25 protein-coding genes and 1 tRNA gene are annotated in these 22,568 nt (G+C 43.5%); 21 read left to right on the forward strand and 5 right to left on the reverse strand.

Features of this window, described 5'->3' with window-relative positions:
• Nucleotides 1–59 precede the first annotated feature (59 nt).
• A complete protein-coding gene (locus tag OAG1_RS08135; protein ID WP_338625591.1) occupies nucleotides 60–314 on the forward strand; it encodes an Arm DNA-binding domain-containing protein in 255 nt (84 codons plus the stop codon).
• 232 nt (nucleotides 315–546) lie between these two features.
• Here the strand turns inward: OAG1_RS08135 and OAG1_RS08140 are convergent.
• Nucleotides 547–622, reverse strand: a tRNA-Arg gene (locus OAG1_RS08140).
• Nucleotides 623–697: 75 nt separating this feature from the next.
• Nucleotides 698–1,840, reverse strand: a complete 1,143-nt coding sequence (locus OAG1_RS08145) for a flagellar assembly protein T N-terminal domain-containing protein (protein ID WP_338625593.1) — start codon at nucleotides 1,838–1,840, stop codon at nucleotides 698–700.
• A gap of 108 nt (nucleotides 1,841–1,948) precedes the next feature.
• On the opposite strand from OAG1_RS08145, the gene OAG1_RS08150 reads away from it, so the two are divergent.
• From OAG1_RS08150 to OAG1_RS08160, 3 genes are read left to right on the forward strand one after another with little or no spacing between them, the layout of a single operon-like run.
• Nucleotides 1,949–2,533, forward strand: coding sequence for a FlgO family outer membrane protein (locus OAG1_RS08150; RefSeq protein WP_152781209.1), 585 nt, complete (start codon nucleotides 1,949–1,951; stop codon nucleotides 2,531–2,533).
• Nucleotides 2,514–2,990, forward strand: coding sequence for an LPP20 family lipoprotein (locus OAG1_RS08155; protein WP_338625596.1), 477 nt, complete (start codon nucleotides 2,514–2,516; stop codon nucleotides 2,988–2,990). The genes OAG1_RS08150 and OAG1_RS08155 overlap by 20 nt, the downstream gene beginning before the upstream one ends.
• A 58-nt stretch (nucleotides 2,991–3,048) precedes the next feature.
• Nucleotides 3,049–3,795: a FlgO family outer membrane protein gene (locus OAG1_RS08160; RefSeq protein WP_338625598.1), complete on the forward strand. Its 747-nt coding sequence runs from the start codon at nucleotides 3,049–3,051 to the stop codon at nucleotides 3,793–3,795.
• Nucleotides 3,796–3,996: 201 nt separating this feature from the next.
• Here OAG1_RS08160 and flgN read toward each other — a convergent pair whose 3' ends face one another.
• From flgN to flgA, 3 genes are all read right to left on the reverse strand, one after another.
• On the reverse strand, nucleotides 3,997–4,416 hold the full coding sequence (flgN, locus tag OAG1_RS08165; RefSeq protein ID WP_338625601.1) for a flagellar export chaperone FlgN: 420 nt from the start codon (nucleotides 4,414–4,416) through the stop codon (nucleotides 3,997–3,999).
• A gap of 7 nt (nucleotides 4,417–4,423) precedes the next feature.
• Nucleotides 4,424–4,747, reverse strand: coding sequence for a flagellar biosynthesis anti-sigma factor FlgM (gene flgM / locus OAG1_RS08170; protein ID WP_016402483.1), 324 nt, complete (start codon nucleotides 4,745–4,747; stop codon nucleotides 4,424–4,426).
• Nucleotides 4,748–4,824: 77 nt separating this feature from the next.
• Entirely contained in the window at nucleotides 4,825–5,505 is a 681-nt protein-coding gene (gene flgA, locus OAG1_RS08175; RefSeq protein WP_338625604.1) for a flagellar basal body P-ring formation chaperone FlgA, read from the reverse strand.
• Nucleotides 5,506–5,673: 168 nt separating this feature from the next.
• On the opposite strand from flgA, the gene OAG1_RS08180 reads away from it, so the two are divergent.
• The 17 genes from OAG1_RS08180 (at nucleotide 5,674) to fliD (ending at nucleotide 22,567) form a co-directional block, all read left to right on the forward strand.
• Nucleotides 5,674–6,585 (forward strand): chemotaxis protein CheV, encoded by a 912-nt coding sequence (locus tag OAG1_RS08180; RefSeq protein ID WP_016402481.1) that lies wholly within the window; start codon nucleotides 5,674–5,676, stop codon nucleotides 6,583–6,585.
• A gap of 12 nt (nucleotides 6,586–6,597) precedes the next feature.
• A complete protein-coding gene (locus tag OAG1_RS08185) occupies nucleotides 6,598–7,422 on the forward strand; it encodes a protein-glutamate O-methyltransferase CheR (RefSeq protein WP_016402480.1) in 825 nt (274 codons plus the stop codon).
• Nucleotides 7,423–7,605: 183 nt separating this feature from the next.
• Nucleotides 7,606–8,004, forward strand: coding sequence for a flagellar basal body rod protein FlgB (flgB, locus tag OAG1_RS08190; RefSeq protein WP_016402478.1), 399 nt, complete (start codon nucleotides 7,606–7,608; stop codon nucleotides 8,002–8,004).
• The gene (gene flgC, locus OAG1_RS08195) at nucleotides 8,004–8,423 is read left to right on the forward strand and encodes a flagellar basal body rod protein FlgC (protein ID WP_016402477.1); all 420 of its coding nucleotides are present in this window, start codon (nucleotides 8,004–8,006) and stop codon (nucleotides 8,421–8,423) included. Before flgB ends, flgC begins: the two co-directional genes overlap by 1 nt.
• A 10-nt stretch (nucleotides 8,424–8,433) precedes the next feature.
• The gene (locus OAG1_RS08200; protein ID WP_016402476.1) at nucleotides 8,434–9,105 is read left to right on the forward strand and encodes a flagellar hook assembly protein FlgD; all 672 of its coding nucleotides are present in this window, start codon (nucleotides 8,434–8,436) and stop codon (nucleotides 9,103–9,105) included.
• Nucleotides 9,106–9,137: 32 nt separating this feature from the next.
• On the forward strand, nucleotides 9,138–10,475 hold the full coding sequence (gene flgE, locus OAG1_RS08205; RefSeq protein ID WP_016402475.1) for a flagellar hook protein FlgE: 1,338 nt from the start codon (nucleotides 9,138–9,140) through the stop codon (nucleotides 10,473–10,475).
• A gap of 155 nt (nucleotides 10,476–10,630) precedes the next feature.
• Nucleotides 10,631–11,377, forward strand: a complete 747-nt coding sequence (flgF, locus tag OAG1_RS08210; protein WP_016402474.1) for a flagellar basal-body rod protein FlgF — start codon at nucleotides 10,631–10,633, stop codon at nucleotides 11,375–11,377.
• 16 nt (nucleotides 11,378–11,393) lie between these two features.
• A complete protein-coding gene (gene flgG / locus OAG1_RS08215; protein ID WP_016402473.1) occupies nucleotides 11,394–12,182 on the forward strand; it encodes a flagellar basal-body rod protein FlgG in 789 nt (262 codons plus the stop codon).
• A gap of 26 nt (nucleotides 12,183–12,208) precedes the next feature.
• A complete protein-coding gene (gene flgH / locus OAG1_RS08220) occupies nucleotides 12,209–12,883 on the forward strand; it encodes a flagellar basal body L-ring protein FlgH (RefSeq protein ID WP_016402472.1) in 675 nt (224 codons plus the stop codon).
• Between the two features lie 24 nt (nucleotides 12,884–12,907).
• Complete coding sequence (locus OAG1_RS08225) at nucleotides 12,908–14,008, forward strand: flagellar basal body P-ring protein FlgI (RefSeq protein ID WP_338625613.1); 1,101 nt, start codon at nucleotides 12,908–12,910, stop codon at nucleotides 14,006–14,008.
• A 1-nt stretch (nucleotide 14,009) separates the two neighbouring features.
• Nucleotides 14,010–15,020: a flagellar assembly peptidoglycan hydrolase FlgJ gene (gene flgJ, locus OAG1_RS08230; RefSeq protein WP_338625615.1), complete on the forward strand. Its 1,011-nt coding sequence runs from the start codon at nucleotides 14,010–14,012 to the stop codon at nucleotides 15,018–15,020.
• Between the two features lie 7 nt (nucleotides 15,021–15,027).
• Complete coding sequence (flgK, locus tag OAG1_RS08235; RefSeq protein ID WP_338625617.1) at nucleotides 15,028–17,001, forward strand: flagellar hook-associated protein FlgK; 1,974 nt, start codon at nucleotides 15,028–15,030, stop codon at nucleotides 16,999–17,001.
• A 6-nt stretch (nucleotides 17,002–17,007) separates the two neighbouring features.
• The gene (gene flgL, locus OAG1_RS08240) at nucleotides 17,008–18,222 is read left to right on the forward strand and encodes a flagellar hook-associated protein FlgL (protein WP_338625619.1); all 1,215 of its coding nucleotides are present in this window, start codon (nucleotides 17,008–17,010) and stop codon (nucleotides 18,220–18,222) included.
• 211 nt (nucleotides 18,223–18,433) lie between these two features.
• On the forward strand, nucleotides 18,434–19,252 hold the full coding sequence (locus tag OAG1_RS08245) for a flagellin (protein ID WP_338625621.1): 819 nt from the start codon (nucleotides 18,434–18,436) through the stop codon (nucleotides 19,250–19,252).
• 557 nt (nucleotides 19,253–19,809) lie between these two features.
• The gene (locus OAG1_RS08250) at nucleotides 19,810–20,625 is read left to right on the forward strand and encodes a flagellin (protein WP_338625623.1); all 816 of its coding nucleotides are present in this window, start codon (nucleotides 19,810–19,812) and stop codon (nucleotides 20,623–20,625) included.
• Nucleotides 20,626–20,704: 79 nt separating this feature from the next.
• Nucleotides 20,705–21,127 carry a flagellar protein FlaG gene (locus OAG1_RS08255; RefSeq protein ID WP_338625625.1) on the forward strand — a complete coding sequence of 141 codons (423 nt, stop codon included), beginning with the start codon at nucleotides 20,705–20,707 and terminating at the stop codon, nucleotides 21,125–21,127.
• Nucleotides 21,128–21,139: 12 nt separating this feature from the next.
• Nucleotides 21,140–22,567, forward strand: coding sequence for a flagellar filament capping protein FliD (gene fliD, locus OAG1_RS08260; protein WP_338625627.1), 1,428 nt, complete (start codon nucleotides 21,140–21,142; stop codon nucleotides 22,565–22,567).
• Nucleotide 22,568: the final 1 nt, after the last annotated feature.

Genomic DNA, 22,568 nt, shown 5'->3' on the forward strand with positions numbered 1-22,568 from the left:
CACCACCGACCGAGAGGCAGCAATTAGCTGCCTTTTTTGATCGAGAGGAGCTAGTAATAATGACTGAATCAGATATTGCAAAATTAGAACCTAAGAAATCGCCGTATATGCTAGCCGACAACGGGCGCGGTTCAGTTAAGGGTTTATTTGTTCGTATCACGCCAGCAGACACCAAATCATTCATATTTAAGTACAACACTGGCAAGCACAAGCAAACACCGTCGCGGTTAAAGCCTTACTACAAGTCGGAAACTATCGGCAAGTTCGGTACTGTGTCGCTCGAAGCTGCGCGCAAGGCCGCTCGCTCCATGTGAGATGAACTTCTTGGATTGGGGGCGGATAAGTTTGAAGCCAAAACCAAGGACGCAACCGTAGACGACGCTGTGAAGGCATTGAGCGAATCCGAATCTGCAAAGTCGCTGGGGGCGCTCAACAAAAAGATTACCTATCTAAAAGCGGCATTCGCGTTTGCGGTTCCTAGCTAGAGCACGATTCGAACCACTACGATTTTCGATACCGTCCGACGCGCTGATTCGCGGCAGATACTGGCGTCCCCTACAGGATTCGAACCTGTGTCTAAGACTTAGGAGGTCCTTGTTCTATCCAGCTGAACTAAGGGGACACTAAAGTAAGGCGCACACCTCGTTTAGTGTGCGGGTACATTATACTCAGCTTTAACTTTATGAAAAGCAAAGCCTTACTGTTTGCTTACTAAGTCACCAAGTTGAATATTTGCCGTCATGCTTGGGTCAACCGCTACCACGATGGCACTCTCTTGATACACTTGCTCAATTCTTACCATGCTGTCAGCCATTATTTGCTCTTGGCGTGGAATGTCCCAGTTTCCCCAGTGATAGTTTTGATGAATTAAGTTTAACAACATGCCGCGGTTAAGCTGATTTGCTTTCCCTAGGTTTATTTGCCAGCGGTCTGGCCCAAGTACTTTTACCACGCTGCCTTGTAAGGGTTGGCAAGCCAGTAGAGCATCTACTTCGGTAACCACTTGTTGCAAGGTCGCGTTTACCGTTTCTCCATAGGCCGATAACCAAAACTCGGCAGAGTGGGGGGATATCACTTCTCTGGCGTCAAACTCCCATGGCGCGTTTACCGAAAAGCGCTTGTAGTATATTTCTTCTAAATCAATGGCGTTGTATACCCTGACATTCACCACAAAGTAACGTTGCGGATAACTAAGGTTAATAAATTTAGGTTTGTGCACTTGGTCTAGCGAAATGTTCTCGATTTCTAAGCCAAGCAAATATTGTGCGCCATAACGATCGGCAACATCTTTAATGCCCTTGTAGTTATGTTCTCCTGGCTTGTAATAGTTTAAAGGTAACTTTGGTGGGGGCTTTACGTTGAACTGATTACCCACCTGCCGAGCGATGTCGTAGGTGCGTTGCTCAACTGCTGGTGATAGCTCTTGTAGTTGGCCCACACGCGCTTGATGTTGCTGCTTTAAGAAGGGAGGGAGTAGCAACATGTTTTTGCTATAGCCGCTTGCTTTGCATTGGCTGGTAGCCGGGAATACGTCGGCTTGTAAAATTATATAGTACTGCTGGCCGTGATTACCTTCGTCTAATACGGTTAGGTTATGCAAGGAGCCTTTAGAGACCACTTCAATTTGATCAAGCGTGAGTTGCCCGCCAGAGACTTTGCTGATGCTGGTAACAGACGCCCCCGAATACAACAGAAGCTGCTTAACCGCATCTTGGGTGGCTAAGCTTTTGGCTTGTTCAAAGTCGTTGTTTACGATGGTGGCTTGGCCCTTAGCCTCGTACCATATTGCCTGTGTCGACATGCTAATTAGCATCCCAACTAAAAGAATTATCTGTTTCATAAGGCCCTCCTATGTTTCGGAGTAAGCAATAACTATACCCAAAATAAAACGCTATTTTTTTGACTGGAACGGTTATTGCTTGGAACAGGGAAGTCGGAGGAGATTGATATGCGATATACGACACTATTTATTTTGCTGGTAACGCTACAAGGATGCAATACCAGTTTACATCATGTTTCTAATTATCCTTATGTGGAGCCGCGAGAGCAGCAAGATGCCGCTTTGTATGTGCATGTCGACAACCTGTCTCAACAGCTAACTGATGACGTGGATTTAACTGAAACTGACTCTGTGGCCATAAGCACGGTGGTGGATTTAGACAACTTGCAATCGAGCGATGGATTTGGGCGGCAAGTGGCAGAGGCAATGTTTGCCGCTTTATCGCGTGAAGGCGTAAATATGGTAGAGCCACGCCTTACTGGACGTTTGCAAATGGACCCAGGTTTCGGCGAATTTTCTTTATCGCGAGATGCAGATTTACTGAGAACTGAAATGGAAATTACCTACGTGGTGGTTGGCAGTTTTCAGCGAACCACTTCGGGTAGGCATGTGAATCTTCGTTTAGTGGAGCTATCTAGCCAAGCGGTTGTGTCGGCTGCTTATCAATTTATCCCCAATATGGCGGGGGCAACTTCACCGCGTGTGACTAGTGTAAATGGGAGCTTGCAGCGTCATGAACAATCTGTACTTTAGAGCGTGGTTTATTAGTTTGGCGGTTTTGTTGTTGCTAGCTTGTACGCCAACAACCCAAGTTAAACAAGTTGAATGGACTTATGAGCCTCCGGGTGACTTTACCGTGGTTAATGCTGTTGGCTATGCGCCTATTAGTCAGCAACGTGGCGCAGACATGAGCGCTAAACAATTACGCGCAATGAAAGCCTCTAAGTTAGATGCTTATAGAGAGCTTTCTGAGCAAGTGTATGGCCAACATATCGATAGCACCGCAACAGTCAGCGATATGGTGCTTGGTAACGAGCGTTTAGCCGCCTCGGTTGCCGGGGTAATTCGTGGTGCTAAGGTGATTAATGCCTACGCAGTTGACGATGTATATGTCACTGAGTTGCAACTTGATTTCCGAGAAGTGTACCGCGTTACTATGTCTATGGCGCCAACTCGTCATCTTGAGAGTCAAAAAACCGTTCATTTTTAGTAAAGATTTTACCTTTCTGGCCGATACTTAAAGCGTAATAGACGATTAAGGAATCGACATGAAAGGTATATCTTTAGTAGCCTTGGCTACTTCAATGCTGGTGGGGTGCTCTAGTTCCCCATCAATGCAAAAAGTTGTAGTGTACGATGGCTCAAAGCATCACGCCGCACATACTCACAATGCTCACTACATGGAAGGTGTTGTAGATGAGAACGGCCAGTTGTTTTTAAGTGGAATGCAAAGCCGTTCGCTTAACCCCGCCAGCCCAGATATGAGTGACCCTGATGTTCAGCACTCACTTACCGATTATGTAAACCTGATGTCGCAACGCTTAGTCTCAAGCTCTCACTATGTGAATGCTGATACACCAATCGGGGTGGCTTCGTTTGTTCCTTTAGATAACCTTCGCACCACTGATTTATTTGGTATGCAGTTAGCTGAAAGCTTTGTTTACGAGATGCAACAAAGTGGCTTTTCGGTGATTGATTATAAAACCACTGGTTTTATTCGCATTACCCCAGAAGGGGACTTTGTATATAGCCGCAACGTAAAAGAGTTATCTAAGCGTTTACCCATTGAATACTTGCTCGTAGGTACTTTTAGCAAATCAAATAAAGGTATTTTGGTGAACGCTCGGATCGTTGGCGCTCAATCAAAAGTAGTGGTTGCTTCTGCTCAAGAGCTTATTCCCAATGAAGTGTATCAAAGCAAAGTACCTGCACCAGTTAAGCGAGACGGGGTAATGATTATCGAGTCGCGTAAGCAGGCCAGTAAAATTAAGATGCCGATGGGTGAGCGTGGTTAGTTAATTTCGTCTATTACTGTTATACGCAAAACCCTAGCCTTGGCTGGGGTTTTGTTGTTTTTGAATATGTAACTACTACAAGCAGCACTTTTCCAAATAACAACAGTAGAGCATTCAGAAGTGCAAATTCAATTATATTTAGGTAACCACTAAATGCCCAATTAACTTGGGTTATAGAGGTTTTTGGAAACGAGGAGGAACTTAAGCTTTAAAGCCTTTACCCATTCGTTGTGAACTGTGCTTTTTACCTAGTTTGTCATAGGTAGACGCATTTTGGTTTTGCAGTTGGTCAATTACGGCACTTAGCTGTTTGACTTTTTCATTGCTGGCTTTAATTATTTCGCCATTTAGCTGATTGCGTTCCTGGCATTGGGCAAGCAAACCTTTGATGGTATCTACTTGTTGAACAAATTGAGGGTCTGAATTCAGCTGTTCTATATTGGGTGACGCTGCGATCTCTTCATCGGCACTCGCTATTAGCGCCAATGCTTGTTCTTTTTGCTCAGCAACAGCATAAAGAGCAATAGTATCATCTTGTTCAAGAGCAATTTTTTCTTGCTCCAAAAGAGAAAGCAGCAAGGTGAGTTGCTGCTCTTGAGTATTCAGTAGTGGGGCGATCATAGGCTAATTATCCAAGCGCTTTATTAAACTCACTCTCAAAGTCACCCATTTTCTGTGCAACTTTATTGGCATCTACTTGATAAGTACCATCGGCCACCGCTTGCTTGATTGATTCGAGCTTCGAGCTTCTGCTATCTGAATCACTGAGCAAATTCTGCTGAATACGGTTTAGTTGTTGTGCTTCGTTTGTAAGCATAACTGAATCCTGGGCTGCAGCAGAACCAGCGGTTGAACGTTGTTCAGCGCTTTCTTTTGTGCCTTTGTCAGCAACTCGATTTGAGTCTAGTTGACTAGGACGGTTTCCACCTAAGTTGTTAATATTTAAAGCCATAATGGCGCCCCACAGTTAATCAATTTTTCGTATTCAATAAAGCTATCGGCTTGCTTTGGTAAAACTTTAGAAAAAAATTAAAGTTTTACCTCAACTATTCCAATCGCTTTTACTCGGCCGGTGACCAGACGCTGAGACTGATTATTTCTAACCCGAATGGTATCACCGATAGTGCCACTAGACAAAGCGGTACCTTGGGTCGTTACATTCAGCCCACCTGCATTGGCGGAGATGGTAACAGCATCACCTTTGCAAACTATGCAAATATCGCGCCCAGTTATAATTTGGTCTTTACGCATTGCTCGCCTAAGTTTAGCACCAACTAAGAGCCCTAGCTCTGTGAAGTAACTGCCGCGTAAGCGATTCTCGGGTAAAAAATTAGTGGTAAGTTGCGCGTTAGTTAAGGCGGCCCCTTCCTGAATGGGGGAGGCTGCTACTACCACGGCAAGCAATACTTGTTTGCGTACTGGGATATAGAGGCGCCAGTTTGCGTGTTCATCACAAGTAACTAATACACTGGTGTTTCTCCGAACTTCACCATTGGCTAAACTGTAACGATAAGGCGTTGAACAGTCGGGGATCGCGATTCGCTCATCTAATTGATTAGCGGTTAGCTCAATTTTTTGACTATTGTCGTGAGTTATCTGCGAATAAACAAAATCTACTGCTGCTTTTTCAAGCTGCGAGTGCAGCTCACTAGTGTGAGCAGTAAGACTAAAACAAAATAATACGAGTGAAGCAGCAATTTTTATCAACATTTCCGATATGATACCGATAAAGCAAAGTAACAATTGGCTTTTTTGTCTATGCTTAACAAGTCGATGTTAAGCCTCTTGGTGTCAAAAAAACGACAATTAAGTTAGATTAAGCGATAGTATACAGGGGTTAAGCAAGGTTGATGCCCCTTTCTAAGGAGTGATAAGTATATGGCGGGTATTTTAGATTCGGTAAACCAGCGGACGCAGCTAGTAGGACAGAATCGCTTAGAGTTGTTGTTATTCAGGTTAAATGGGTCTCAGCGCTATGGCATTAATGTATTTAAAGTAAAAGAAGTCTTACAATGTCCGCCACTTACCGCGCTGCCTAAACTAAATCCTGTTATCCGAGGTGTGGCACATATTCGTGGCCAAACTATTTCGGTCATTGATTTAAGTTCAGCCACAGGTGGGCGTCCAATAGAAGATGTGACCAAGTGTTTCATCATCATTTCAGAGTACAACCGTTCTGTGCAGGGCTTTTTAGTAGGCTCGGTCGAGCGTATTGTAAATATGAATTGGGAAGACATTTTGCCGCCGCCAAAAGGGGCAGGTAAGTTCAACTACCTGACAGCGGTAACAGAGGTTGAAAAAGAGTTAGTTTCTATTTTAGACGTTGAAAAGATTCTCGATGAAATTTCTCCGGTTGATACCACTGTAAGCAAAGAGATTGTTGAAGAAGCAGCCGCAAACGTTCAAATAGACAAAAAAGTATTGGTGGTTGACGATTCTTCGGTGGCGCGAAACCAAGTTAAGCGCGCGGTAACCTCCTTAGGGGTAGAAGCCTTACTTTGCCAAGACGGACGAGAAGCACTCGAGCTGTTAACCACTATGGCAAAAGATGGTCCAATTACCGATCAAATAGCGCTGGTGATTTCTGATATTGAAATGCCAGAAATGGATGGTTACACCTTAACCGCGGAAGTTCGTTCTCATCCAGATTTAAAAGGTCTACACATAATTTTACACACCTCCTTAAGTGGTGTATTCAACCAAGCTATGGTAAATAAAGTTGGCGCTAACGCCTTTATTGCTAAATTTAATCCAGATGAATTAGCTGCCGCTGTTCGTCAATCTTTATAGAGTGTGGATGCATTGAGAACCATAACCGATGATGTGTATAAACAGTTTTGTGGCTTTCTAGAAAAGCAGTGCGGAATTGTATTAGGTGACAACAAGCAATACTTAGTAAAGAGCCGTTTATCGCCGTTAATGGCTCAGTACTCTGTAGCAAGCCTTACCGAACTAGTTCAAAAAGCCATGAGCCTACGTGAGCGCGATTTACGTGCGGCCGTGGTGGATGCCATGACCACTAATGAGACTCTGTGGTTTAGGGATACTTATCCATTTCAATTGCTCGGTGACAAACTCTTGCCGGAGTTCACTAAGTTATCTCGGCCAGTGAAGATTTGGTCAGCGGCGAGCTCCTCTGGCCAAGAGCCTTACTCTATTATGATGACTTCCCTGGAGTACCAAGCTAAACGCCCAGGAACTTTACCCATGGGGGTGCAGGTAGTGGGGACTGACATATCACCGTCAATGCTGGAACATTGTAAGCGTGGTGAGTATGACACTTTAGCTTTGGCGCGCGGTTTATCGCCAGAGCGTAAACGTCAGTTTTTTGAAGCGACTACCGACGGCAGATTTCGAGTTAATGATAAAGTGCGTAAAAATGTTAGTTTTAGGCCGCTTAATCTCTTAGATAGTTACGCGTTAATGGGTAAATTCGATATCATTTTTTGTCGTAATGTTTTGATTTATTTTAACGCTGATGTGAAATCGAAGATCCTTAATCAGTTTGCTCAAGCATTAAACCCTAATGGATATTTAATGTTGGGTGCCTCTGAGTCTATTACCGGCCTGACCGATCGTTTTAATATGTTGCGTTGCCATCCCGGCATTGTTTATCAACTAAAATAAGCTAAACCCGAAGCGGCAGTAAATGGCAATAGTTGCCGCTTTACTTGCCGCTAGCATCACCCTGCCACTGTTATCTAGCATACCAATACAACTAAGTTCCTTAGTTAGCTGAACAAAAAGCGTCAAAAAAACTCTGGCACAGCTCTTGCTAAATATTCTTCGTGGAAGTGTAACGAGGTGTATATGGCAATAACATTTGATAAAGCATTAGGCGTTCATCAGCATACTGTAGGTGTAAGAGCCCGCCGTTCTGAAGTGATTGCAAGTAACATTGCTAATGCTGATACACCTAACTATAAAGCACGAGATATAGATTTTAATAAAGCATTTGCTGCCGCTAAAAGTAAGCAGAGTGGTGGAATGCACATTACTAATGAGCGCCACATCAGCGGCGGTAACAGCCAGTTTGCCGAACTAGGCTTTCAAGTGCCGGATCAACCAGACACCGGTGACGGTAATACCGTTGATGTACAAAAAGAGAAAGCTGCATTTATGCAAAATGGCCTGGAATATCAAGCAGGTATTAACTTTCTTTCAAGCAAGTTTAGTGGCTTGCGTAATGCAATTAAGGGAGGTCAATAATGAGCTTTTTTAATGTTTTTGATATTTCAGCTTCGGCCATGAAGGCGCAGTCGGTACGTTTAAATACTACTGCCAGTAACCTAGCCAATGCCGACAGTATTAGTTCAAGTATCGATCAAACGTATCGAGCAAGAAAACCAGTGTTTGAGGCTGAGTTAAATAAAGCATCTCAAGCACAAGTTGAATCTGCACAAGTTAAAGTAGCGGGCATAGTTGAATCAGATGCTCCGTTACGTAAAGAGTATTACCCAGAACACCCCATGGCTAATGAAGAAGGGTATATCTTCAAGCCAAACGTCAACGTTATTGAAGAAATGGCCGACATGATGAGCGCTTCTCGCTCCTATCAGGCTAATGTTCAAGTAACTGAAGCCGCTAAGCAAATGCTAAATAGCACGCTAAATCTGGGTAAAAGTTAAGGAGTAGCCAGTGTCTACTATTGATCCGTTACAAAATAATTATTGGCAACCAGAGTCGGTTGTTCCAGAGAGCAATAATAATCAGTCATTGGGGCAAGAAGATTTCTTCTCACTGCTTACTACTCAGTTGCAGTATCAAGATCCCAGTAAACCCGTGGATAACGCTGAGATGATTGCGCAAATGGCAAGCTTTCAGACTTCCGAGGGGATTGCTGAGCTTGGTACTAAGTTTGACACCATGAACTCGATCATGAATTCATCGGCTGCCTTGCAGGCGTCAACTTTAGTGGGCCAGAAAGTGTTAGTCCCGCTAGATTACGGACATAACGGTGGTACTGGTTTTGACGGTGTAGCGGTAACTGGTGCAGCAACAACCAATGTAAAAGTTTCGGTCGAAAACGCGGCGGGTGAAGTCGTCAAAGTTATCGATTTAGGTGAGGGAAGTGGCAACATGCCATTCTCTTGGGATGGCACCGATTCCAATGGGAATCCAATGCCAGAAGGTAAGTACAACATTAAAGTTAATGGTGTTCAGGGCGGTAAAGAGATCAGTTTACCCACCGCAACATATGCAAGCGTAGGTAGCGTGAGCTTAGCGGGTGGCACATCTGGCGTAGTCGTCAATTTAGAAGGCTTAGGTGGCATTGCAATGAGCGATGTTCTCGAAGTAGCCAAGGCCTAACAAAGAATAGTAAAACGATAGGAGATTGAGAGATGTCATTTAATATCGCTCTAAGCGGCATCAATGCCTCGCAAAAGGATCTTGACGTAACGGCGAACAATATTGCTAACGTCAACACCATTGGTTTTAAAGAGTCGCGTGCTGAGTTTGCCGATGTGTATGCAACATCGATTTTCTCAAATGCTCGTACTGCAGTAGGTAATGGTGTTAAAACTGTGGATGTAGCTCAGCAATTCCACCAAGGTAGTCTTAACTTTACCCAGAATGCCTTAGATATGGCGATCAGTGGCGAAGGCTTTTTTGTTACCGCATCAGACTTAACCACTCAAACACGAGAGTTTACTCGTGCGGGTGCGTTTAAGTTAAACGCTGATAACTTTATTGTTAACTCGCAAGGTCAATACCTACAAGGTTATACCGTGAACAACAGCGGCACGCCTTCAGCGGTGAGTATGGCTGCAACCAGCGCAATTCAAATTAGTGCTGAAGTAGGTAACCCAACCATGACAAGCCAAGTTGATATGAGCTTTAACTTGCCGTCGAGCGGTACTACTCACGACATAGGCGATTTCGACCCAACCGACAGCAATACCTACACTTCTGCCACTTCGGTGACGGTGTATGATTCGCAAGGTGGCTCGCATGTTGCTGAGACCTTCTTTATTAAAGATGACACCACGGCTAACACATGGCACAAGTTGATATACATTGACGGTATGCCAGTAGATGTTGCAGGTGGTACAGCTAATACCCCTAACGCGGGTAACCCTAATCCAAATATCCCTGCATCAGCGACTTTAACTTTTGATAATACCGGTGCATTAGCATCTACAGCGCCACTTATTATTGAGACTGTAGCGCTTGGTACTGCTCCACCAAACGGCCCTGGTGGTGTATGGGATCCGGTAACGGGTTCTGTAGATCCAACGCAAACCATTACTTTTAACCTAAATGGCCCAACTCAGTACAACTCAGCCTTTGAAGTATCTAGTTTGTCGCAAGATGGTTCTACCGTTGGTAAATTGACAGGTATTGATATTGGCCCAGATGGTTTGGTTGTTGCCTCATACAGTAATGGGCAAACAACCAATATTGCTAAAGTATCGGTTGCTAAATTTGCCAATAACCAAGGTTTAGCGCAAATCGGTGATACTTCATGGCAGCAAACCCAGTTAAGTGGTGAAGCGATTGCCGGTGAAGGTAACTCGGGGACTTTCGGTAAAATCAACTCTGCTTCTTTAGAACAAGCTAACGTTAACTTAACGGAACAATTGGTTAATTTGATTAGTGCTCAGCGTAACTTCCAGGCTAACTCTCGTGCCTTAGAAGTTAACTCAACGCTACAGCAAACTATTATTCAGATACGTTAATAGTCAACTAGCGTTTGATCAAAAAGGCAGTCTTGACTGCCTTTTTTATTTTATTGATTTAATTACCTTTTTTTCTTCTTGTTTCTCATTCTTATCTTCTGGCATTCTAATTGCTTTGTTTCCTTTGAGTCAGCTAATTGACGTAGGAAATAGACATGGACCAACTACTTTATATATCGATGACCGGTGCAAAACAAAACATGCACTCGCTCGCGGTACGTGGTAACAACCTTGCAAATGCAAATACCACAGGCTTTAAAGCCGATTTAGAGAATGCACGCTCTATGCAGGCTTTCGGCCCGGGCATGCCATCTCGGGTATTTGCTATGACCGAGCGCCCAACTCAAAACTTTACCGATGGTCTGTTAAAAACCACTGGTCGGGATTTAGACGTGGCGATTAAAGGTGAAGGTTGGATTTCGGTCCAAGACAAGGATGGTAATGAAGCGTTGTCTCGAAATGGTAACTTTACCATTTCAGCCGCTGGTGTTTTACAAACCATGCAAGGGCAGCCCGTATTAGGTAATCAAGACGCGCCAATTATTATTCCCCTACCTGTTGAAAAGCTAGAAATTAACGAAGATGGCACCATCGAGATTAGACCAGAAGGCGCACCTGCCGATGCCTTGGAAGAAGTTAACCGTATTAAGCTAAGCAATCCTTTTGCTGGCGAGTTAACTAAAGGCGATGACGGTTTATTTCGTGCCACTAATGGTCAACCTTATCAGCCCGATGCCACCGTTGAGTTGGTTAAGGGAGCGCTGGAGGGAAGTAACGTGAACCCAGTGCAAGAAATGACACATATGATCAGCATGCAACGTCAATTTGAAATGCAAATAAAAATGATGAAAACCGCTGAAGAAAACGAAAAAGCAACCAATAACTTGTTGCGATTAAGCTAGGTATAAGGAGCGTATTATGCATCCCGCATTATGGATCAGTAAAACTGGCTTAGATGCCCAACAAACCAACGTATCGGTTATTTCAAACAATTTAGCCAATGCCAGTACTGTCGGTTACAAAAAAAGTCGCGCAGTATTTGAAGACTTGCTTTACCAAACGATTAACCAACCGGGTGGCCGTTCGTCTCAAAACACCACAATGCCATCGGGCTTAATGATTGGTGCCGGAGCTAAAGTTATTGCCACTCAAAAAAATCATGACCAAGGTAATGTGCAAACTACTGATAACGCCTTTGATTTAATGATTGATGGGCGTGGTTTCTTTGAAATTTTGATGCCCGACGGTACAACAGCTTACACCCGTAATGGCCAATTTGGTCTTAACGATGAAGGCACTATTGTTACGCCTGGCTCTGGCTACCCTTTACAGCCAGAAATTCAAGTACCAGAAGATGCTCAGAGCTTTACCGTGGGTGAAGACGGCGAGGTAAGTGTTCGCTTACCTGGACAAACCGACAGCCAAGTTATTGGCCAAATTACCATAACTGACTTTGTTAATCCTTCTGGATTAGAGCCTCGTGGTCAAAACTTGTATTTAGAAACAGGTGCTAGTGGTGCTCCTCAAAATGGTATTGCATCGGAGAATGGTTTAGGCGCTATCCGCCAAGGTTCTTTAGAAACATCAAACGTGAATGTGACCGAGGAGCTGGTTAACTTAATTGAGGCGCAACGGGTTTACGAGATGAATTCAAAGGTAATTTCAACCGTAGACCAAATGTTGACCTTCGCAACGCAACAACTGTAATCAAAGTTTAGAGAGAGGGATTGCTCATGAATAAACTAATGGTAGTAGCAACCTGTATGGCGATGGCTGGCTGCGCCAGTGTAAACACCGCCGTAGTGCCAGATGATCCTGAGTTTGCGCCGGTATATCCAGAAGATGTGGCCGTAGAAGCAAGAATTACTGGTTCACTATTCACCGAAAATGGCGCTAATAATCTGTATTCAGATAAAAAAGCCCATCGAATTGGTGACATTATTGTGGTGACCCTAGCTGAGCGTACTCAGGCTAGCAAGTCAGCCAGTAACGAGTTGGCTAAAGACAAGAACTTAAATCTAAACCAAATCACAGTACCTGGTGGTGTAGCTACAATTAACGGTAATCCAATAGAACTTGGTTTAAGTCAAAGTAGCGATTTTACAGGTGAAGCCGACGCTGCTCAAAGTAACAGTTTAAATGGCAATATTTCGGTTAATGTTGTTCAAGTATTGGCCAACGGCAATCTAATAATTAGCGGCGAAAAATGGCTAATGTTGAATAACGGTAATGAGTATATTCGCTTAACGGGCATTATACGCCCTGAAGACGTAGCACCAGATAACTCTATTACATCGTTACGCATTGCCAATGCACGCATTCAATACGGTGGTACCGGCGATTTTGCTAATACCACTAATCAGGGATGGTTATCTAAATTCTTTAATGGCCCTGTTTGGCCATTCTAAGCCCTGAGTTTTAGGAGTAATCTTATGTTAAAACGAAGCATTGTAATATTGAGCTTGGGTTTATGCTTAGTAGCAAATTCGGTAAATGCAGCACGTGTTAAAGACGTAGCAAACATTGCCGGTGTGCGTTCTAACCAATTAACCGGTTATGGCTTAGTGGTAGGTTTGCCTGGTACTGGTGAAAAAAATAGTGACTTTGCCAAGCAGTCTTTTGCAACAATGTTACGTAACTTTGGGATTACGGTTCCTCCGGGGACTAACTTAAAAATTAAGAACGTTGCGCCTGTGGCTGTACATGCCGAATTACCCGCTTTTGTTAAGCCTGGGCAAACTATCGATATTACCGTGTCTGCCATTGGTGAAGCGAAAAGTTTACGTGGCGGAAGTTTAATTCAAACCTTTCTAAAAGGTGCCGACGGCGAAGTATATGCCTTGGCTCAGGGGAGTTTAATTGTAGGTGGTTTCGGCGCAGAGGGAGCTGATGGCTCTAAGGTGATTTCTAATACACCTACTGTTGGCCGCATTCCAAACGGCGCAATTGTAGAGCGCTCGGTTCCTTCGCCGTTTATGAGCGGCGATACGATCACCTTTAACCTTAAGCGCTCGGATTTCACTACTGCAAAACGTTTAGCTGATACCATTAATGGCTTAGTAGGCCCCAATACTGCTACGCCAATGGACGCAGCTTCTGTACAAGTATTCGCTCCACGTGACCCTGGTCAGCGTGTTGCCTACTTATCTACTTTAGAAAACTTAACCTTTGAACCTGCCTCAGAGTCAGCCAAAATTATTGTTAACTCGCGCACTGGTACCATTGTAATCGGTAAAGACGTTCGCTTGTTACCTGCTGCGATTACTCACGGTGGTTTAACCGTTAAAATTGCCGAAACCCCGTTAATTTCTCAGCCTAATGCATTCTCCAATGGAGAGACGGTAGAAACTACCGTGAGCACAATTGAAGCAACGGAAGAAGACTCAAGAATGTTCAACTTTGACCCCGGCGCATCGCTTGATGACTTAGTGCGTGCTGTTAATCGGGTAGGGGTTGCTCCTGGTGACTTGGTCTCTATTTTAGAAGCGCTAAAACAAGCTGGCGCTATTCAAGGCGAGTTGTTGGTGATTTAACATGGCAATGGACGCAGTCAAACAATCAGCAAACTACCACGACTTAGCCAGTTTAGATGAGCTAAGAAGTGCTGCTCAAAAAGATCCGAACAAGGCACTAAAGCAAGTTGCCAGTCAGTTTGAGTCTTTGTTTATGCAGATGTTGATGAAACAGATGCGTAAGAGTAATGAATTGTTTGAAAGTGATACGCCTTTAAATAATCGCCACACCCAAACTTACCGAGATATGCATGATAACCAAATGGCATTGGAATTATCTTCTTCTGGTGCCTTAGGGCTTGCCGATCTAATAGTGGCCCAGCTCGACCCCGCTGCAGCCAATGTTACGCCAGCATCTGTATTGCGTGGTGGTCAAAATATTGATCTTCAACAGCGTTCTTTAAATGCCTCAGATACAACTGGCAAGAATATTGCTCAATCGACTAGTGTAACGGCCGCAAGTAGCAAAACTTTAGAAAAAGATAATGCCAGCGCTGCCGTTAGTGAAAAAGCTGAGGAAGCAGCGGCAATAAGTCGGCAAAGTTTTGCCTCTCCTGGAGAGTTTATTCAAGCAATTTTGCCCGTAGCCAAAAAGTTGGCCGCTGACAAAGGCATTGAACCGATGGCAATTGTTGCACAGGCTGCGCTTGAGTCGGGTTGGGGTAAAAAGGTTATCGCTAATAGTGACGGTTCAAGTAGCCACAACCTATTTGGGATAAAAGCAGATAATCGCTGGCAGGGAGATAAGGCAGTAGTGAACACTTTAGAGTATAGAAATGGTCAAGCCAATCAAGAACGAGCAGCCTTTCGCTCATATGACTCATTTGAAGAGAGTGTTATAGACTACTTATCGTTTGTGGAAGGCCCGCGTTACCAGCAAGCTTTGGCCAACGGCATGGATGCAAAGCAGTACGCTAAAGAATTGCAAGCTGCTGGTTATGCTACCGATCCTCAATATGCCAATAAGATTGGCCAGATTTTAGACGGCAAACATTTTGCGGAATTTAGTCAACAAGCGGTTGAAGGGGAGTAACTAAGCTATGGCAATGAACGACCTACTTACTATTGGTTCTTCTGGGGTTGCCGCGCATCAACGTTTATTGATGACCACTGGTAACAACATTGCCAATGTTAATACTCCTGGTTACAGCTTACAGCGCACCTTTTACACTGCTGATACCTTAGGTGGCGTTCGCGAAGGTTATACTGAGCGGGTGTTAAATGGATTTGCGCAAGCACAAATGTTTCGTGATACCTCTACCTTTGCAAACCGTAATGCCTACCTTGAGTCGGTGAGCCACATTGATGCAATCCTTAGTGATGACTCACTATCCTTAAGTAGCAAGTTTGACGATACTTTTACTCAGCTGCACGCAACAACTGATAACCCCACAGCGCTTTCGACTCGAGAGCTAGCATTGTCTCAATTTAATGCCTTAACAGATCGCTACAGAACCTTAAATGAACAATATCAAGTTCAAGAGAAGAATCTAAGTCAAGACATAACTGAAAAAGCTGAAGAAGCAAATACCTTAATTACAAATATTGCTGAGATTAATAAAGAAATTATCGCAGCAGGTGGTAGTCCTCTCGACGGTAATAATGCGATTTTATCAGATAAACGCGACCAAGCGATTAAGGAACTAGCTGAACTCATCGACATTAATACTATTGTTCAAGACGACGGTTCAACTCTGGTGTTTATGCGCTCAGGCCAAGCCTTGGTGCTGCAAGATGACCATACTAAGCTAGCTATAGTAGATGGTGATCCAGATAGCACTCAGAAAGAGATGACTCTAAGCTTGGCAGGTTCTAGTCGCATCATTGGCCGTGAGGATATAGGCGGAACCATTGGCGGATTAATGGAATACCGTAAAACCACTTTAGATACTAGTCGTAACCAACTAGGTCAGTTGTCGATAGCAATGACAGATGCGTTTAATACTCAAAACAGATTGGGTATGGATTTAAATGGCGATATTGGTGGAGACATTTTCACTTTGCCAACTTTTAATGGTAAAGAGTTTTCTACCAATACTACTGCTGGCACTATAAGTGGAAGTTTTATTGCTGGCAGTGGTAGCGAAGTTACTCCTTACGATTACCGAGTTACTTTTACTTCTGCGACGACCTTTGAAGTTCAGCGCTATGATGGTGACCAACCCATTGACGCGGTGATTGCAGGGACTATCCCTCCAACTAATTTTCAACTTGATGGTATGGATTGGGATTTCTCTTCTGGTCCCTTTGCTGCTGGTGACCGACACCTTATTCAACCGGTGCGAGATGCTGCAGCTTCAATGACAGTGAGTATGAGCCAACCTGAAAAATTAGCCTTAGCGTCGCCTATCCGAGTTGAGCGAGAACTAAATAACCGCGGTAACGCTACGGTGTCTATTGATTCCATTTACGATACTGATCCCGCGACCTCTGATTTCACGCTGCCAGGTGGGTATGGTGTGAATGGCCCAGCTGAAGTGCGCATCAATGCTGCAGGTGACTATGAAATTTATGATGGTTTGGGCGTATTAATGGCCACCGCACCGGCTGCCAGTGCTGGTCAACAACTGTTTGCTAACGCAGTGCCTGCATTAACACCCGGTTACGAAATAAATATAGATGGTGATGTACAAGAAGGTGATGTATTCACCATGAGTTACAATACCGATGGTTTTAACGATAACTACAATGCGTTGCGTCTCGTTGATTTGCAGCAGCAGGATTTGGTACGTAAAAGTTTAGCCACCAGTGGCGACAACAAAATGACGATGAACGATGCTTATGCCAGCGTGGTAAGTTTTGTTGGTGGTAAGACTAGTGAGGCGAGGGTGGCAGCATCGGCAGCTAACTCCTTACTAGAACAAAGTACCCAGCGGCACAATTCAATTTCTGGCGTTAATTTGGATGAAGAAGCGTCAAATTTGATTCGATTCCAACAGGCTTATGCAGCTTCAGCGCAAGTAATTAGTGCGGCGCAAGAAACCTTTCAAACTCTACTAAGCTCAGTGAGGTAATAAACTATGCGAGTTTCCAGTATTAACTTGTATCAAAACTCACTAAATGGTGTGCTTAACTCTCAGCAACAAGTTGAGAAGATGAACCAACATCTTATCACTAATAAGAAGTTGCTAACAGCTGCTGATGGTCCTTCAGACATGAGTAAAACCATGTTTTTGACCACGGAAATAACCTTAACAGAGCAGCATTTAAAGAATGGCACCTTGTTGGAAAATGCGCTTAACTTCGAAGAGTCAACCTTGGATGGGATGATCAATGCCATGCAGCGAGCAAGAGTATTGGGGGTTCAGTCAGGCGATGGTATTAATGGTAGCACTGAACGTGCTTCGCTCGCACAGGAGTTGCGTCAGATACAAAACCAAATGCTAGATTTTATGAACAGTCAAAACGCTGATGGTAGTTATGTATTTTCGGGCTTTCAAACCCAAAAACAACCCTATGTGTATGATGGAACTGATTATAATTATCAGGGTGATGCGGGAGTTAATGAATTAAAAGTATCTTCTTCGGTATATATTCAAAGTAATGATACTGGGCAGGAGGTTTTTGATAATGTATTTAAACGTTTTGGAACTAATGATCTAACACCTAATATTACATCGGTAGTTAATGACCAGCGCGCTTATGACAGTTTTCATAAATTAAATTACGATCCTATTACACCAGCAAATAATACATACCAGGTGCAAACTACCGCTGGTGTGCCAGATACTTATGAGATTTTGGATAGTGTTGGTGCATCTTTAGTTCCTCCCGTAACTGGTAACTATGTACCTAATGAACCTATTAACTTTAATGGGCTTGAAATTACAGTGTCGACTGCTGCAGGTAGTGCTAACGAGTCATTTGAATTAGCTCCGCCTGAGAAAGATAATATATTGAATATGCTATCTGATTTTATTATTGCCTTGGAAGAGCCCAATTTCCAGGAAAGTGACTTTTTGGAGGCGCAATCTGATTTCTTGGTAGGTTTAGATAATTCGTTGGAAAGTGTGAACCTTACTTTAGGATCCCTTGGTGCGAGGGGTAACTCTTTGGATTCAGTGCGCTCTGCTGCTGCTTCTATGGATGTGATTAATCAGCAATCAAGAGCAAGCCTCAGCGAGGTTGATTTCGCTGAGGCTGTAAGCAACCTACAAAAAGCTGAGCTTGCTCTAAACACTTCTTACTCCTCGTATAGCAGAATTAGCCAATTATCTTTATTTAATTACCTATAACACTAAAGTTTATATTCTATCAGCCGTTATAAAGGTTGCTTCAATATTGAAGCAACCTTTTTTATTTAGACGCTTAGGGTGTGTAAATAAAATAAAAATAAATGCTAAAGAATATTGAAGCGCTGCCGTTATATAGGGTAAGTCAGAAACAAAAAATAACTGACAACTAATAAAACCTATAAATGGTTAATATATAGATAGGAGAAATATCATGGCTTTATACGTAAATACTAATGTGTCATCAATTAACGCACAGCGTCAACTTTACAACTCAGGTAATGGTCTAGATACATCGTTTCAGCGTTTATCATCAGGTTTTCGTATTAATAGCGCCAAGGATGATGCGGCAGGCCTACAAATATCAAACCGCTTTACCACCCAAATTCAGGGTCTGGATCGTGCGGTAATGAACGCCCAAGATGGTATTTCAGTAGCGCAAACTGCCGAAGGTGCGATGGATGAAGTAACCAACATGCTACAACGCATGCGTGTTCTCGCCATTCAGTCTCAAGATGGTGTTAATAACACAGACGACCGACTAGCATTGCAAGCGGAAGTAAGCCAGCTTAAAGCTGAGATCAGTCGGGTTGGTACAACTACTAAGTTTGGTGGAATTCAGCTGCTTGACGGTTCTTACAGTGCAAACTTTTTAGTGGGTGCGAATGCTGGTGAGAATATTCAAGTGTCGATTGCCACTTCGGTCACGCAAGCCGGTTTGGGTATTGGAACGATTTCGGTTAGCTCCGCTGCCGGAGCAAGTGGTTCCATGGCAGCTATTGACTCAGCTCTTAAAGTCATTGATGAAGAGCGAGCAAACCTTGGTGCGGTGCAAAACCGTTTCCAATCTACCATTCGCAACTTGTCTAATATTTCTGAAAATGTAACCGCAGCACGTTCGCGTATTAAAGATACGGACTTTGCCAAAGAAACTGCTGAATTGACACGTAACCAGATTCTACAGCAGACATCGACAACTATTTTGGCTCAAGCCAACCAGCGTCCTCAGGCTGCACTATCACTACTTGGATAATATAAAAAAGAAAGGACGGTGGGGGTTCAATCCACCGTCCTCAGACTGCAGTAGCGCAATTAATACTCTTAGGAGGCTCAATTCCATACCAATAATAAGTTGCGCTTTGGTTTCGCTCTCAATCTCCTATCGTTTCGAGCGATACGGTCAAGTGATGCATACTCACTTGGCCTTTTTTTCGCAGCGGTTCAGACTGCGAGTATAATAAAGCAATGTGCGTGCCAATAATTAATAGCAATAATTTGACGTTCAATTATTGCTCAATGATTATAAATGTATCGTTTTTTAGCTGAGTTAAGAAGTTTTTTCTGGTCCCTAAAGCCAGTGTTTACAAGGCTTGCCGTAAATGCGGCAAAAAAATTCCGCTTATTTCCTCTTTTTTTCTAAAGCTTTTTCCTCCATTGCCGCTAACAAATATGAAGTTAATAAAACTTTGGTCCATTTTTAAGTTGTCTTGATTTACAGTTCATAAATCAGGGGTTCAACAACTAACAAATGGTTTAGGTCGTCCTGACATAGTTCAATCAGGATGAGCGATTTCTTAGGAGGCTCAAATTATGGCATTAGTTGTCAACACCAATGTGTCGTCATTGAACGCACAGCGCCAGTTATACAATTCTGGTAATTCTTTAGATACTGCCTATCAGCGTTTAAGTTCTGGTTTCAGAATTAACAGTGCAAAAGATGATGCAGCAGGTCTACAAATTTCTAATCGCATGACATCGCAAATCCAAGGTTTGGATCGTGCAGTGATGAATGCACAAGATGGTATCTCTGTTTCACAAACAGCTGAAGGCGCAATGGATGAAGTAACCAATATGCTTCAACGTATGCGAGTTCTCGCTGTTCAATCACAAGATGGTGTAAACAACAGTGATGACCGTGCAGCACTTCAAGCTGAAGTGAGTCAATTAAAAGCAGAAATCACTCGTGTTGGTGATACTACCAACTTTGGGGGAACTAAGCTTTTAGACGGTGCCTACAGCGCAGACTTCTTGGTTGGTGCTAACGCTGGTGAGAAAATCAATGTAGCGATCAATACCACTATCACTGCCGGTGGACTAGGCGTAAGTGGTATCAGCGTATCTTCTGCTGGTGGCGCTTCTGCAGCAATGGCGGCAATTGATTCTGCTTTGAAGTCGGTGGATTCGGAACGTGCTAACTTAGGTGCGTTGCAAAACCGTTTCCAATCTACGATTCGTAATTTGTCGAACATTTCAGAGAATGTTAGCGGCGCACGTTCACGAATTAAAGATACTGACTTTGCCAAAGAAACTGCTGAGTTAACGAAATCTCAGATTCTTCAGCAGACCAGTACCTCTATTTTGGCACAGGCAAATCAACGTCCACAGGCTGCGTTAGCCCTCGTATAATAGACAAAATAATAGAAGAAACACGCGGCCGCACTTATACTAATAAGTGTGGCTTGCTTTGTTTTAAGGAGTCTGGTTTATGGATAGCAATGTAAGTACCATTTCTGCTTCAAACCTCACTACTGGTTTGGCCGTTGGCAAAGAGCAGAAAGTAAGTGCTGCTGAAAAAATGGAAGTGGCACAGTTATCGCTTCAAAAAGAGCAGCAAAAGATTAAGGCTGAGCAAGAAGCTGAGCAAAAAGAACGTCAAACGGAAGACCGAACTCAAGTAGAAGATGTAGTTAGTTCGCTGAATCAACTACTCGAGGTGCAAGACCGTGACGTAAAATTTGTAGTTGATGAGCGAGATGGTCAATTTTTCACTTCAGTGCTTAATAGAAGTACTGATGAGTTAATTAGAGAAATCCCGACAGAAGAGTACCGTCAACTTGAAGAGCGTTTAAGAAAGTTCCAAGATGCTATCGGACAAACCACGGGTTTGTTTGTAGATCAAATTGTATAGAAGGGTTGTGCTATGACGGGTATTACAGCAGCAGGTATTGGTAGTGGCTTGGATTTAGAGGCCTTAATTGAAGTTTCTATTGATGCAATTAAAGTACCTCAAGAAGCACGACTTCAAGAGCGGCGTGAATCGCTCGATGTAACCCTTTCAGCAGTTGGATCAATTAAGTCAGCTATGAGTTCGTTTCTTGGTATTTTAGACAAAGCCAAGGAGCCCACCACATTTTTCCCTCGCTCCGCTTTTGTCGGTGGGAGTAATGTTAGTGGAGAGAGTTATAGTGGACCATTCGGAGTAACGGTTGGGGATGATGCTACAAATGGCAGTTATGACGTTGAGGTGCTATCTCTTGCATCTGGTTCAAGAGTAGCCACTCAAACTGAATACGCGTCTAGTTCTACAGTTATTGCTAATACCGAGGGTGAATTAACTTTTGCAGCAGGTTCTGGCACCGATGAAGAAACGTTCACTGTTCAAGTTACCGCAGGCATGACCTTGTCACAATTACGGGAGGCGGTAAATGAAGCAGGCGAAAACTTTGGTGTAAGCGCGAACTTAATCAACACTGGAACTGGTACTCAACTGGTGTTCGACTCCTCAAAATCGGGTGCTGACGATGATGCTGATCCAGCTAATGGTAACCCAAATGACTTGCGGATAATCTCAAGTGGTACCGCTAATGGTGACTTGGATGCTCTAATTGGTAATACTCAAGTAACTAAAAGCGCTTCGGAAGCGCGCATATCAGTAAACGGTATTGAGGCTACTAGCAATACTAATACTTTCAGTGATGTTATTTCTGGCGTGACTATAGACGTCAATACTTTGACTAGCTCCTCTACTACACTCGAAATAAAACCTGACGATGACGCGGCAGTTGAAAGTGTTCGTAGTTTTATTGACGCATACAACAAAATAATCTCAGAAATCGACAAGTACAGTAAGCCGGATAAGGTATTAGAAGGCGAAGACAGTAGTCGTAAAGAGCTTAGTGGTGATGCCATGTTCCGCTCAATGAAGTACAGTTTAGGTAAAATGAGCACTACTGGCTTTGAGGACCCAAGTCAGCCAGGACGTGTAACTACCCTTTATGCTCTTGGTATTGAGATGGATGAAAGTGGTCAATTAACGCTTGATGAAGGTCAATTGAAAGAGTGGGTAGATGGTGATTTAGATAAACTTGGCGAGATTTTTGCAGGAGAAAATGGCATAGTCGATACTTTTTACGACTTTACCAAAAGTTATGAGCAAACTGGCGGGGTGTTAGCCTCGCGTGAAGATACAACTCGCTCACAACTTAAAGACCTTGACTACGCTGACCTTGCTTTGAAAGAGCGAATGGCTGAGTATGAGTCAACGTTAAGAGCCAAATACACCGCATTCGACCAAACCATGGGTGCGCTTAATAGCCAGATGTCCTATATAATGGGCCAGCTCGGCTAAT

It is taken from the genome of Agarivorans sp. OAG1, assembly GCF_037076485.1.
Taxonomy (GTDB): domain Bacteria; phylum Pseudomonadota; class Gammaproteobacteria; order Enterobacterales; family Celerinatantimonadaceae; genus Agarivorans; species Agarivorans albus.